The organism is Pseudomonas sp. P20 (genome assembly GCF_016463925.1).
Taxonomy (GTDB): domain Bacteria; phylum Pseudomonadota; class Gammaproteobacteria; order Pseudomonadales; family Pseudomonadaceae; genus Pseudomonas; species Pseudomonas aeruginosa.
In genome coordinates, this window is sequence record NZ_JAEMVM010000002.1 from 233,221 (window position 1) to 246,261 (window position 13,041).

At 68.0% G+C, this 13,041-nt stretch carries 13 protein-coding genes; 6 read left to right on the top strand and 7 right to left on the bottom strand.

Annotated features, from left to right (window positions below; genetic code table 11):
* Positions 1–94: 94 nt before the first annotated feature.
* The 3 genes from atuC to JHD77_RS02090 all read right to left on the bottom strand — a co-directional run bounded on the left by atuC (position 95) and on the right by JHD77_RS02090 (position 4,463).
* Positions 95–1,711: a geranyl-CoA carboxylase subunit beta gene (gene atuC, locus JHD77_RS02080; RefSeq protein WP_003114738.1), complete on the bottom strand. Its 1,617-nt coding sequence runs from the start codon at positions 1,709–1,711 to the stop codon at positions 95–97.
* Position 1,712: 1 nt separating this feature from the next.
* Complete coding sequence (locus JHD77_RS02085) at positions 1,713–2,591, bottom strand: SDR family oxidoreductase (protein WP_003090991.1); 879 nt, start codon at positions 2,589–2,591, stop codon at positions 1,713–1,715.
* A 69-nt stretch (positions 2,592–2,660) separates the two neighbouring features.
* Positions 2,661–4,463: an acyclic terpene utilization AtuA family protein gene (locus tag JHD77_RS02090; protein ID WP_003130781.1), complete on the bottom strand. Its 1,803-nt coding sequence runs from the start codon at positions 4,461–4,463 to the stop codon at positions 2,661–2,663.
* A gap of 253 nt (positions 4,464–4,716) precedes the next feature.
* Between JHD77_RS02090 and atuR the strand changes: the two genes are divergently transcribed.
* Entirely contained in the window at positions 4,717–5,340 is a 624-nt protein-coding gene (gene atuR / locus JHD77_RS02095) for an atu genes transcriptional repressor AtuR (RefSeq protein ID WP_003117641.1), read from the top strand.
* Here atuR and JHD77_RS02100 read toward each other — a convergent pair whose 3' ends face one another.
* Together JHD77_RS02100 and JHD77_RS02105 are read right to left on the bottom strand one after the other, a co-directional pair.
* A complete protein-coding gene (locus tag JHD77_RS02100; RefSeq protein WP_003090986.1) occupies positions 5,341–6,105 on the bottom strand; it encodes a CPBP family intramembrane glutamic endopeptidase in 765 nt (254 codons plus the stop codon).
* Positions 6,106–6,336: 231 nt separating this feature from the next.
* Positions 6,337–6,504 (bottom strand): DUF2897 family protein, encoded by a 168-nt coding sequence (locus tag JHD77_RS02105; RefSeq protein WP_003090984.1) that lies wholly within the window; start codon positions 6,502–6,504, stop codon positions 6,337–6,339.
* A gap of 236 nt (positions 6,505–6,740) precedes the next feature.
* On the opposite strand from JHD77_RS02105, the gene JHD77_RS02110 reads away from it, so the two are divergent.
* The gene (locus tag JHD77_RS02110; RefSeq protein ID WP_003160587.1) at positions 6,741–8,042 is read left to right on the top strand and encodes a sensor histidine kinase; all 1,302 of its coding nucleotides are present in this window, start codon (positions 6,741–6,743) and stop codon (positions 8,040–8,042) included.
* A 1-nt stretch (position 8,043) separates the two neighbouring features.
* Entirely contained in the window at positions 8,044–8,955 is a 912-nt protein-coding gene (locus JHD77_RS02115; protein ID WP_003090981.1) for a response regulator, read from the top strand.
* An 8-nt stretch (positions 8,956–8,963) separates the two neighbouring features.
* Here the strand turns inward: JHD77_RS02115 and JHD77_RS02120 are convergent, their stop codons facing one another.
* Positions 8,964–9,434, bottom strand: a complete 471-nt coding sequence (locus JHD77_RS02120; protein WP_003101714.1) for a multidrug/biocide efflux PACE transporter — start codon at positions 9,432–9,434, stop codon at positions 8,964–8,966.
* A gap of 91 nt (positions 9,435–9,525) precedes the next feature.
* On the opposite strand from JHD77_RS02120, the gene JHD77_RS02125 reads away from it, so the two are divergent.
* A complete protein-coding gene (locus JHD77_RS02125) occupies positions 9,526–10,416 on the top strand; it encodes a LysR family transcriptional regulator (protein WP_003090978.1) in 891 nt (296 codons plus the stop codon).
* A gap of 22 nt (positions 10,417–10,438) precedes the next feature.
* Here JHD77_RS02125 and JHD77_RS02130 read toward each other — a convergent pair whose 3' ends face one another.
* Complete coding sequence (locus tag JHD77_RS02130) at positions 10,439–11,080, bottom strand: DUF924 family protein (protein WP_003122518.1); 642 nt, start codon at positions 11,078–11,080, stop codon at positions 10,439–10,441.
* A 45-nt stretch (positions 11,081–11,125) separates the two neighbouring features.
* Here JHD77_RS02130 and JHD77_RS02135 point away from each other — a divergent pair, with 45 nt between their 5' ends.
* Positions 11,126–12,019 (top strand): LysR family transcriptional regulator, encoded by an 894-nt coding sequence (locus JHD77_RS02135; RefSeq protein ID WP_003101696.1) that lies wholly within the window; start codon positions 11,126–11,128, stop codon positions 12,017–12,019.
* A gap of 96 nt (positions 12,020–12,115) precedes the next feature.
* Positions 12,116–12,814, top strand: a complete 699-nt coding sequence (gene pyrF / locus JHD77_RS02140) for an orotidine-5'-phosphate decarboxylase (RefSeq protein WP_003090975.1) — start codon at positions 12,116–12,118, stop codon at positions 12,812–12,814.
* Positions 12,815–13,041 lie beyond the last annotated feature (227 nt).

The window sequence follows — 13,041 nt, forward strand, 5'->3', positions numbered from 1 at the left end:
TCATTGTTTTCCGGCAGGATCCGCTTGCTCTCTCCCAACCCTCTTCCTTCAGGGAGAGCGGGGAGAGGGGCTGTCGCCGGCTCGCCTGTTGCAGTCAGAACCTCGCGACCCCGAAGCTGTTGCCCTTCAGCGGCCGCGCCTCGGCTTCCGCGCAGATATCCAGCAGGTAGCCGAGCAGCCTGCGGCTGTCGCGCGGGTCGACCAGGCCGTCGTCCCACAGGCTGGCGGTGCCGTAGAGCGCGGTGGACTGGCTGTCGAGCTTCTGCGCGGTGACGGTTTCCAGCATCTCGAGCATCTTCGGATCGGCTTCCTTGCCTTCCTTGGCGTGTTTCTCCTCGGTGACGATGCGCAGCACCTTGCCGGCCTGGGCACCGCCCATCACCGCGGTGCGACTGTTCGGCCAGGCGAAGATGAAGCGCGGGTCGAGGCCGCGTCCGCACATCGCGTAGTTGCCGGCGCCGTAGGAGCCGCCGACCACCAGGGTCAGCTTGGGCACGCGGGCGTTGGCCACCGCCTGGATCATCTTCGAGCCGTGCTTGATCACGCCCTGGCGCTCCGACTCGGTGCCGACCATGAAGCCGGTGGTGTTGTGCAGGAACAGCAGCGGCGTGTTGCTCTGTTCGCAGAGCTGGATGAACTGCGCCGCCTTGGCCGCGCCCTGCGGGGTGATCGGTCCGTTGTTGCCGATCAGGCCGCAGGCGTGGCCCTCGATGCGCAGGTGGCCGCAGACGGTCTGGCCGTCGAACTCGTTCTTGAAGTCGAGGAACTCGGAGCCGTCGGCGATGCGCGCGACGATCTCGCGGACGTCGTAGGGCTTCTTCGGGTCGGCCGGAACCACCCCGAGCAGCTCCTCCACCGGGTACAGCGGTTCACGCCAGGAACGCGCCGGGCGCGCCGGCAGTTGTGCGTTCCACGGCAACATGCCGACGATCTCGCGGGCCAGGCGCACGCCGTCGGCGTCGTTTTCCGCCAGGTATTCCGCGGTGCCGGCGACCTGCGCGTGCAGTTCGGCTCCGCCGAGCTCCTCGTCGCTGGCGATCTCGCCGGTGGCGGCCTTGAGCAACGGCGGCCCGGCGAGGAACATCTTGGCCTTGCCGCGCACCACCACCACGTAGTCCGACAGCCCCGGCTGGTAGGCACCGCCGGCGGTGCTGGAACCATGCACCACGGTGACCTGGGGAATGCCCATGGCGGAGATCCGCGCCTGGTTGGCGAAGCCGCGCGCACCTTCGACGAAGATCTCCGCCGCGTAGTTGAGGTTGGCGCCACCGCTTTCGGTGAGGGTCACCACCGGCAGCTTGTTCTCCATGGCGATCTGCTGCAGGCGCAGGGTCTTCTTCAGCCCGGTCGGGGAGATGGTGCCGCCCTTGATCGCGCTGTTGCTGGCACTGACCAGGCAGCGCACCCCGGCGATGTAGCCGATCCCGGCGATGATCCCGCCGCCGGCCTGGGTGCCGTCCTTGTCGTCGTGCAGCTTGTAGCCGGCCAGCGAGGACAGTTCGAGGAACGGCGCGCCCGGGTCGAGCAGCAGCGCCAGGCGTTCGCGCGGCAGCAGCTGGCCGCGTTTCTCGAACTTCGGCCTGGCCTCGGCGGCCTTGTCCAGGACCTTCTGCTCCAACTCGCGGAAGCCGGCCACGGCGGCGAGCATGGCCTCGCGGTTGCGGGCGAAGTCCTCGCCGTTGACGTCGAGTTCCGACTGGATCGCGGGCATGTCAGTCCTCCTGGTCCTTCAGTACGTCGGGCAGGTAGGCGCGGTGGAAGCCGTTGTACGCGCGGCTCTGTCCCGGCTTGCCCTTGAATAGCGGGAAGGCGCGGCTGCCCTGGCTGGCGGCGCCGTCGATGCGGATCGTGTTGCCGCTGACGAAGGCGGCGCCGGGGGAGAGCAGGAAGACGATGGCGGCGGCGACTTCCGACTCGCTGCCGATGCGCTTGAGCGGCACGTGCTCGCGCAGGGTCGGGATCACCGCCTTGAACGCGCCTTCGTAGGTATCCATGCCGCTGGACGCGATCCAGCCCGGCGCCACCGCGTTGACCCGCACGCCGGCATGGCCCCACTCGACGGCGGCGGTCCTGGTGAAATTCTCCATGCCCGAGCGTGCGGCGCCGGAGTGACCCATGCCGGGCATGCCGCCCCACATGTCGGCGAGCATGTTGACGATGCTGCCGCCGGTCTTGCTCATCGACTGGTTGAACACTTCGCGGGCGACCAGGAAGCCGCCGACCAGGTTGGTGCGGAGCACGGTCTCGAAGCCCTTCTGGCTGATCGAGGCGAGGGGCGAGGGATACTGGCCGCCGGCGTTGTTGACGAGGTGATGGATGGTTCCGCGTTCGGCCAGGATATTCGCCACCAGCGTCTTCACCGCTTCCTCCTCGCGGATGTCGCAGGCGTGCCAGCTGACGCTGCCGCCGTCCTCGACGATCTCGCCGGCGGTCTTCTCCAGCTTTTCCGCCTTGCGTCCGACCAGCACCACGTGGGCGCCGAGGGCCGCCAGCTCGTGGGCGGTGCAGCGGCCGATGCCGCTGCCGCCGCCGGTGACGATGATGGTCTGGCCGTCGAACAGGCCAGGTCGGAAGATCGAGTCGTAGCTCATTGTTCTGGTGACTCCGATGAATCCCGTAGAGGGGCAGCGGAACGCCGCATTCGCCGTTCCTGGTTGTGGTTATCTGCCTTGCGTTTCCAGCGCGTCGGCGAGCGCCTGCGGCACCGCCACCGGGAACTCCAGCAACTGCTGGGCAAAGGCCTTGCCCTGCGGGTCGATGCGCAGGCTGGCGACGCCGCCGCCGCCGAGGGCGTTCTCCAGCAGGAAGTTCAGGCTGTGGCTGCCCGGCAGGTACCAGCGGCCGACCCGGCCGGTCTGCGGGTCGAGCACATGCTGCATCCAGTCCACCACGGCGCCTTCCTCCAGCGCCTCGGCGATCCACGGCAGGTACTCCGGGCGCCGCGCCATGACCCCGATGTTGCTGTGGTTGCCTTTGTCGCCGGAGCGCGCCACCGCTAGCTTCACCAGCGGCACGCTGGCGCTGGCGGGCTGCTCCGGGCGTGGCGGCTGGCGCGCCTCGGCCAATCGTGCCGGGTCGAAGGCTTCGAGGACCGGCAGTTCCAGCGGATGGCGCTGGCCGTCGATCTCTACGCTCAACGCGCATTGCGCCTTGTCGATCAGGAAAGAGAACAGGCGGATCACCGGATACACCGTCGGCCGGCCGCCGACGATGCCGGTCAGGCCGGGCGCCATCCCGGTGGCGGCCTGGGCGATCTCGCGGGAGAACAGCACCAGGGCTTCCTTGCGCGGATGCCGGACGGCCAGCTTGACCACCACTTCGCGGCTGTCCTGCCGTCGCCCATGGGGACCATAGGTGGCTTCGCTGCCGAGCAGTTCGACGTTGACCTCGCGGTAGGGCTCCCAGCCGCGCTCGGCGAAGATTTCCTCGGTCCTGGCGATGATCGCCTGGCTGACCCGCTCGGCCTTCTTCAGCGCATCGATGCCGGCGATCAGGCAACTGGCGGTGCAGCGGAAACCGTCCGGATAGGTGGCGCTGACCTTGTACCGGTCGGTGGGCGGCAGGCCGCGCGCGCCTTCCACCGCGACCCGGTCGGGTCCGACCTGGCGCAGGCGCACCTCGGTGAAGTCGCAGACCACGTCGGGCAGCAGGTAGGCGCGTGGGTCGCCGATCTCGTAGAGCATCTGTTCGCCGACGCTCAGTTCGCTGACCAGGCCACCGGTGCCGGGCGCCTTGGTCACCACGAAGCGCCCGTCGGCCTCGACCTCGACGATGGGGAAACCGATGTGCTCATAGTCCGGCACCTGCTCCCAGTCGGTGAAATTGCCGCCGGTGCATTGCGCGCCGCATTCGACGATGTGCCCGGCGAGGGCTGCCTGGGCCAGTCGGTCGTAGTCGTCCCAGGCCCAGCCGAACTCGTGCACCAGGGCGGCGCTGACCACCGCGCTGTCGACCACCCGGCCGGTGATCACGATATCCGCGCCCAGGCGCAGGGCCTCGACGATGCCCGGCGCGCCGAGGTAGGCGTTGAGCGAGACGCACATCGGCGGGAAAGGCGCGTCGCTGAACATCTCGCGGATGCCGGCCTTGGCCAGTTCGGCCTGGCGCGCTTGCAGGTTGTCGCCATGGAGCACGGCGATCTTCAGCTGCACCCCGGCCTTCTCGCAGGCCGCGGCGAGGGCGGCGGCACAGGCCTGCGGATTGATCCCGCCAGCGTTGCTGATGACGCGGATCTTCTTCTCGGCGATCTCGCCCAGCAGTGGTGCGAGGACCTCGACGAAGTCGGTGGCGTAGCCGGCGTCCGGCTGTTTCAGGCGGGCGCCGGCCATGATCGACATGGTGATCTCGGCCAGGTAGTCGAACACCAGGTAGTCCAGCGGCGCGCCGCGCACCAGCTGCGCGGCCGCGGTGCAGGTGTCGCCCCAGAAGGCCGAGGCGCAGCCGATGCGTACGGTCTTTTGCATTGTTCTTGACCCGTGACGGCGGAAGTGTGGGGCGACATTACCAAGCAAGCGCTTGGTTGAGAAGAGGGCGGAAACAAATCCGTTCTCGGCTGTTACCCAAGCGCTTGCTCGGTCGTCTTCGCAGGCATACATTTCATGAATGCCGACAAGCACTTGCGGGGCAATCCCGAGGCCGGTCGGCAAATACGGAGCGGCCGGGCGCGCGGATGAGCGGCACCGAGCCGCCGACGATCCGGAAAAGGGGTACTCAGCGTTGGACGATCAGAAAGCCCGGGAAGTGATGCTGGAGCTGGTGGCTACCGGACAGCTCACCGATCCGGAAAGCGCCCGCGGCAAGCTGCTGCAGACCGCCGCCCACCTGTTCCGCAGCAAAGGCTACGAACGCACCACGGTGCGCGACCTGGCCAGCGCGGTGGGCATCCAGTCGGGCAGCATCTTCCATCACTTCAAGAGCAAGGACGAGATCCTGCGCTCGGTGATGGAAGAGACCATCCTCTACAATACCGCCCTGATGCGCGCCGCCCTGGCCGACGCCGAGGACCTGCGCGAGCGGGTGCTGGGACTGATCCGCTGCGAGCTGCAATCGATCATGGGCGGTACCGGCGAGGCGATGGCGGTGCTGGTCTACGAGTGGCGCTCGCTGTCCGCCGAAGGCCAGGCGTACATCCTCGGCCTGCGCGACATCTACGAGCAGATGTGGCTGGACGTGCTGGGGGAGGCGCGGCTGGCCGGCTACTGCCAGGGCGATCCGTTCATCCTGCGGCGCTTCCTCACCGGCGCGCTGTCCTGGACCACTACCTGGTTCCGTCCGGAAGGACCGATGAGTCTCGATCAGCTCGCCGAGGAGGCCCTGGCGCTGGTGATCAAGGACGCCTGATCACTCGGAGATCAGGCGGAACGGGTAGCTCAGCAGGAGGAAGTGCAGGGTGTTGATCGAGGCGTGCAGCAGCACCGCCAGCGACAGCCGCCCGCTGAAGTGCAGGACCATGCCGTAGCCCAGCCCGGCGATCCCGGCCAGCAGCGCGTACACCGGGTTCACCAGCAGGTGCAGCGCGGCGTAGGCGAGGGTCGCGACGATGATTCCCGGCCAGGCGCCGAACCAGCGGATCAACTGGCTTTGCAGCAGGCCGCGGAAGAACGCCTCCTCGGCCAGCGAGACCACCCCGACGTTCAGTACCAGCCACCACCAGAAGGCATCCGGCCACTTCGGCTGCCAGCTCGCGGCATTGGTCATGATCGACAGCAGCGGCACCACGAAGAAGGTCAGGCAGAAGGCCAGCGCGGTGATATCCAGCGACACCAGCGGCTGCTTCGGCCGGCGTAGCCACCAGGCGAGCAGGGTAAGGGCGACCAGGGCCTTGTCCCAGGGCAGCCAGATCATCTGGATCGGCGGGCTGGCGCTGGCAAGGTCCCAGGGGAACAGGCGCAGGGGAATGAAGCCGGGCAGGTAGTGGATGGCGATCAGGGCGCTGGCGGCGAGGCTCACCGGCCACCAGAGCAGGGTCGGCAGCCAGCGCTCGGCGTAGGTCACCCAGATGATGTAGAGCAGGACGATGACCGCCGTCAGCAGCGCGATGTGCCCGGTGAAGAAGCCCCCGAGCAGGAACAGAATGGGTAGAAGCGGTATCAGACGCCCGAGCATGCAGCCTCCCGTTTAAAGGAGGGATTCTAAAGGCATTTCGACCCGCGGATGGGAAAAGCGCAAGGAACGAACCTTCTGCCAGAGGGAAACACACGGGGAACGAACCCCAAGTTGCGCAGGAAAAACCACGCGCGGCCCGCATGACTCCGCCCGCGAGCCTTCGCCTCGCCGGTTTTTCGCCCGCCGGGGTTTTCCTACGAGACCTAGTGACCCGCCGGCAGGCCAATAGGTTCAGCGGTCCTTCGCCTCCTGCGCGTCCAGCTCGGCGTTGCGTTCATGGATGCGTTTGAGCTGTTCCTCGCTCAACGGCAGCTTCTTCGCCGAGTCGCGCAGCAGCAGGAGTCCGCCGACGATGGAGCCCAGGGCGAGGACGATGATCAACCAGGCGTACCAGGGCATGTTGTTCTCCCTCATCGATATGAATGTTCACCATACGCCGGGTTTGCCTTTCTGTCAGACAACGCTCCGGCGCGAGGCCCTGTGGTTGAGACTCCCGGCGGCGCTCGGAAGTTGCGGGCGGAGAAAGCTCTGAGCCTGGCCGGCGTGATGCCTGTCACATGTTGGCAATCTGACATTGCTTAACTGGCGGGTATCCCTTCATTGCCCCGTCCGGGCCTGCCAGCGAGAGGTTGCCGATGTCTCCGAGCGCGTTGTCCCGTCTGTTGCGCCCGGTGGAACCCCTGACTCCGGCGATGAGCATCAGCGACGTCGCCGACCGCCTGCTGATGCCGGAGCACCGTGCCTTCCTCTCGCTGCCGGTGGTCGACGACGAGCGCCGGGTCCTCGGCCTGGTCAGCCGCTACACCCTCCAGGACATCTTCATGCAGCGTTTCGGCCGCGACCTCTGGGGCCGCCATCCGGTGCGCGACGTCATGAACCGGGCGCCCCTCAGCGTCTCCCTCGGCGCCAGCCTGGAGGAGGCGGCGCAGCAGGTCACCGGTCGCCTGCAGTATCCGATCACCGAGGACTTCGCCCTGGTCGACGAAGAGGGCCGCTACCGTGGCCTGGGCACCGTGCTCGACCTGCTGAAGGCCATGGAGGCGCGCATCGCCCAGCGCAACCGGGTGCTGCGCAAAGCGCTGGTGGACCTCAAGGAGTCCCAGGCGCAACTGGTGCAGTCGGAAAAGATGGCTTCGCTCGGGCAGATGGTGGCCGGGGTCGCACACGAGCTGAACACGCCGCTCGGCTACGTCGGCAACAACCTGGCGCTGCTGGAGGAGCTGAGCGATCCCTTGTTGCGCCTGGCCGATGCCCAGGCGGCGCTGGTCGACTGCCTGGGCGACCCGCAGTGCGACGAAGCGCGCCTGGCGCAGGCGCTGCAGGCGGCCGACGCGGTGCGCCGCGAAGCCGCCGTCGAACAGTTGCGCGAGGACCTGCGGCAATTGTTCGTCGATACCCGCTACGGCCTCGGCCAGATCGGCGAGCTGGTTTCCGGGCTCAAGGACTTCGCCCGCCTGGACCGCGCCTTCAGCGAGGAGGTCGACCTCAACGACTGCGTGCGCAACGCCGTGCTGATCGCCCGCACCGCCATCAAGGACAAGGCCGAGATCAGCAGCCAGCTCGGCGAGCTGCCGCTTATCGCCTGCGCGCCGTCGCAGATCAACCAGGTGCTGCTGAACCTGCTGACCAACGCCGCGCAGGCCATGGAGCGTTTCGGCCGCATCCTGCTGAAGAGCTGGGCCGACGAGCGCCAGGTGTTCCTCTCCGTGCAGGACAACGGCAAGGGCATGCCCGCCGAGGTCCTCGGGCGGATCTTCGACCCGTTCTTCACCACCAAGCCGGTGGGGCAGGGCACCGGGCTCGGCCTGTCGATCAGCTACAAGATCATCCAGCAACATGGCGGGACCATCCGCGTGGCCTCCGAACCGGGCCGCGGAACCCGCTTCCTCATCAGCCTGCCGCGAGAGCAGGCCCGCGAACTGAAACGGAGCGCCTGACATGAGCCCATCTCCCGTCCGCATTCTCTTCGTCGATGACGAGGAGCGCATCCTGCGCAGCCTGGCCATGCAGTTCCGCCGCCATTACGAGGTGCTCACCGAGAGCGACCCGCGGCGCGCCCTGGAGCGCCTGAAGACGGAACGGATACAGGTGCTGGTCAGCGACCAGCGCATGCCGCAGATGAGCGGCGCCGAACTGCTGGCGCAGGCTCGCGAGCGCTATCCGGAGACCCTGCGGATTCTCCTCACCGGCTATTCCGACCTCGATGCCGCCGTCGACGCGCTCAACGACGGTGGCATCTTCCGCTACCTGACCAAGCCCTGGAATCCCCAGGAAATGGCCTTCACCCTGCGCCAGGCGGCGGAGATCGCCAGCCGCCAGGGCCTGCCGGCGCCGCCCGCGGCCACGCTGGCGGCGCCGCTGAGCGTGCTGCTGCTCGACGACGACCCGGAAACCCTGGACTGCGTCGGGGCCTTCTGCCATGCCGGCGGGCATCGCCTGCTGCGTGCGCGCAACCTGGCCGAGGCGCTGGTGTGGCTGAACACCGAACCGGTGGAGGTGCTGGTCAGCGACCTGAAGCTGGCCGGGGAGCATACCGCGCCGCTGCTGAAATCCCTGGCCCAGGCCCATCCGCGCCTGCTCAGCCTGGTGGTCACGCCGTTCCGCGACACCCAGGCCCTGCTCGAACTGATCAACCAGGCGCAGATATTCCGCTACCTGCCCAAGCCGATCCGCAGGGGATTGTTCGAGAAAGGCCTGAAGGCGGCCGCCGAGCAGGCCTTGCTGTGGCGCGGGCGAAGCCTGCCGGAGGTCGACCGGCTGGCCGAGGTGCCGCGCGACGAGCGCGAGAAGGAACGGGTCGGCAGCCTGCTCGGCATGCTCGGCCGCCTGCGCGAGCGGCTGACGGCCTGAACGCCGGCCTAGCCGGCGTCGCAACCGGCGGCCTTGGCCTGGCGGCTTTCCACCAGGCGTGCGCGGAGGACGTCGTAGCTCCAGTTGAAGGCCATGGTGTAGGGCAGGAAGAACAGGATCAGGCCCATGTCCAGGAGGAACGCCTCGACCAGTCCGATCGACAGCCACCAGGCGGCCAGCGGTACCAGCACCACGATCAGGCCCAGCTCGAAGAGCATCGCATGCAGCACCCGGACCTGCAGGGTGCGCTGGAAGCCCATGCGCCGCTGGGCGCGGTCGAAGAGGCTGTTGAAGAGCATGTTCCAGAGCATCGCCACGGTGGAGAACATCAGCGTCAGCGCACCCATGTGCGCCAGGGGCTTGTTCATCACCAGCGACAGCACCGGCGCGGTGAGGAGGACGGCCAGGCCCTCGAAGGCCAGGGCGTGGAAGATCCGCTCCTTGAGAGTCTTGTCGAGGGCGGTGTGGGTGTGGGTCATGGCGAACGCTCCCGGTTCGTCGTTGAAGTCGGGCTGTATTGTCATCGGTCTTTGGGATAGGGTTAAGTTGGATACCATCGGAAAAACCGATATGCATTTGTCGCCCGAATCCCTCGAGGCCTTCGTCCAGGCCGTTTCCCTCGGCTCCTTCAGCGCCGCCGCGCGCAAGCTGGGCAAGAGCCAGTCGACCGTCAGCGAGGCCATTGCCCGGCTGGAGATCGACCTCGGCCTGGAACTCTTCGATCGCAGTGGCCGCCAGCCGCAACTGACCGAGGCCGGGCGCACCCTGCTGGGACGGGTCGAGGAGGTCCTCGGCGCATCCGACCGCCTGCGCCGGGTCGCCGCGCTGCTCGCCGGCGGCTCGGAACCACGGGTGACCCTGGCGCTATCCGACACCTACCATTCGGCGCGCTACGAGGCGCGCCTGGCCGAACTGGACGAGCGTTACCCTGAGCTGGAGTTCGAATGCCTGATCGCCGAGGACCAGGACGTGATCGCCCAGGTCAGCCGCGGCCGCGCCACCCTCGGCCTGCTCGCCGCGCAGCCGCACTACCCGCCGGAGCTGGGCGTGGCGGCGGTCGCCGAGCGTGCCGAGTTCGGCCTGTTCGCCGCCGTCGACCATCCGCTGGCGGGCCTGGAGCGGGTCAGCGAGCGTGACCTTTCCGAATGGCGTCTGCTGCGCCTGAACACCTATAGCGAGACCGGCGCGGCGATCAACGACGGCCTGCCGTCCAGCGGCGGGCGCTGCTGGTCGGCGCCCAACTACCTGTTGCTGCTGGAAATGGCCACCCACGGCTTCGGTTGGGCCGAGCTGCCGCGCTGGCTGGTCAGCGGCTACGCCAACGGACGGCTGAAGGAGTTGCCGGTGTCCGGCTGGCCGCGCAGCCAGGCGGTGGACGTGGTCTGGTCGCGGCAGCGGCCGTTGGGACCGGCGGCCAACTGGTTGCTGGACCGCTTGCTGGATCGCGACCTGCCTATCTAGGGAGGGCCGGCTGAGCCCCGGTTCAGCCGGCGAAGCCGCCGGCGGCGAGGAAGGCGAGTTCCTCGGCGCTGGACGGGCGACCGAGGATCGGATTGCGATGGGGAAAGCGCCCGAAGCGGCGGATGATCTCGCGATGCTCACGAGCGTGGGCGAGGAAGGGCTGGCCGAGTCCGTGGTTCAGCGCTACCGAGCGATCCTGGTCGGCAAGGTTCTCGGCATGGGCGAACGGCAGGTAGAAGAACAGCCGCAGCGCGTCCCCGACCTGGCGGTCGAGGCCTTGTCCCAGAGCCCGCTCCGCCCAGCGCCGCGCTTGGGCGTCGCTGGCGTACATGCGCGGGGTTCCACGGAAGGCGTTGCGCGGGTACTGGTCGAGCAGCAACAGCAGGCCGAGATGGTCCTCGGCTTCATCGGCAGCCGGGCGCAGCGCGTCGGCGCAGGCAAGCTCGTAGAGGTGGGCGAAGCGCTCGCGGAAGCGCCGGTCGAAATCGGCGTTCCTGGCGAACCAGAGGGTAGGGCCGGCATCGCGCCAGAAACCGACCACTTCCGGCAGCGGGGACGCGCTGGGAGGAAGCAAAAGCGCTGCATGGGGCATCTGCGGATCCAGGAAGTAGAGTAGGGACTCCAGGCTATTGGTCCGGGTTCTTTGGATAAACGTAGGTGGCATGGATAGACTGTCCAGCCATCCCGAATAGAGAGAAGGGGCCTGCCCATGGATCGTCTGGACAGCATGCGCGTGTTCCTGCGCGTTGCCGAAACCGGCAGCTTCACCAAGGCCGCGGACCTGCTGGACATGCCGCGGGCGACGGTCTCGGCGGCGGTCCAGCAGCTCGAAGCGCAACTCGGCAGCCGGCTGCTGCATCGCACCACCCGGCAGGTCCAGCTGACCCACGACGGCAGCGTGGTGCTGGAGCGTTGCCGCCACCTGCTGGAAGACATGGAGGAGCTGGAGAGCCTGTTCCACGACGGCAGCCGCGCCAGCGGCCGGCTCAAGGTCGACGTGCCGAGCCGGGTGGCGCGACTGCTGATCGCCCCGGCGCTGCCGGAATTCTTCCGCCAGCATCCGGACATCGAACTGGAACTGGGCTCCAGCGACCGTTCGGTGGACCTGGTGCAGGAGGGCGTCGACTGTGTCCTGCGGGTCGGCCAGTTGGGCAACAGCAGCCTGGTGGCGCGACGCCTCGGCGAGATGCAACTGATCAATTGCGCCAGTCCCGCCTACCTGGAAGAGCATGGCGAGCCACGGACGCCAGCCGACCTCGACCGGCACTGGGCGGTCAACTATGCCTCGCCCAGCAGCGGCCGGGTGTTGCCCTGGGAGTACCGCGAGGATGGGCGCACCCTGACCCGCGCGTTGCGCAGCCGGGTCACGGTGAACAACGCGGAAAGCTACATCGCCTGCTGCCTGTCCGGACTGGGCCTGATCCAGATCCCTGCCTACGACGTGCGCGAGCACCTCCAACGCGGCGAGCTGCGCGAGGTGCTGCCGCAGTGGCGGGCCGAAGCGATGCCGGCGTACGCCCTGTATCCGCACCGGCGGCATCTGTCGCGGCGGGTCAGGGCATTCGTCGACTGGCTGGAGCAACTGCTCCGCGCCCGCCTCTAGTCCACGACGTTCATCTCCCCGGCGCGTTCCGGGCTACGGCAAACGGCCGGATTCTGCGACAATGCGCGCCGTTTTCGATTCGCCGCGAGAGAGCCCATGTCCGCCTGCCAGTCCCCCATCATCGTCGCCCTGGATTTCCCCACCCGTGAGGCCGCCCTGGCGCTGGCCGATCAGCTGGACCCGAAACTGTGCCGGGTGAAGGTCGGCAAGGAACTCTTCACCAGTTGTGCCGCGGGTATAGTCGAGACCTTGCGTGGCAAGGGCTTCGAGGTGTTCCTCGACCTGAAATTCCACGACATCCCGAACACCACGGCGATGGCGGTGAAGGCCGCCGCCGAGATGGGCGTGTGGATGGTCAACGTGCACTGCTCCGGCGGCCTGCGCATGATGGCCGCCTGCCGCGAGACGCTGGAGGCCTTCAGCGGGCCCAGGCCGTTGCTCATCGGCGTGACCGTGTTGACCAGCATGGAGCGCGAGGACCTGGCGGGCATCGGCCTCGACATCGAGCCCCAGGAGCAGGTGTTGCGCCTCGCCGCCCTGGCGCAGAAGGCCGGCATGGACGGCCTGGTCTGCTCGGCCCAGGAAGCGCCGGCGCTGAAGGCCGCCCATCCGGGCCTGCAACTGGTCACGCCGGGCATCCGCCCGGCCGGCAGCGCCCAGGACGACCAGCGGCGCATCCTCACCCCGCGCCAGGCCCTGGACGCCGGCTCCGATTACCTGGTGATCGGCCGGCCGATCAGCCAGGCCGCCGACCCGGCCAAGGCGCTGGCGGCGATCGTCGCCGAACTGGGCTGAGGCGGCTTCCCCCACGCCTGCCGCCGGCGACCGTCGCGCGCCGTGTCGAGCCGGACTGGCGCAGGCACATCCGCGCCTGTCCCTCCCCAGCGTCTAGGCTTGTAGCGGGCACTCCGGCAAGTACCGGTGGCAACGGTTTCACAGTTTCGTGAGGAAAAATTGCAAGTGCCTTGCCGGCTGGCCCCAGGCCAGTAGGATCGCTGTTTTCCCCGGAAACGCGAGGTCGG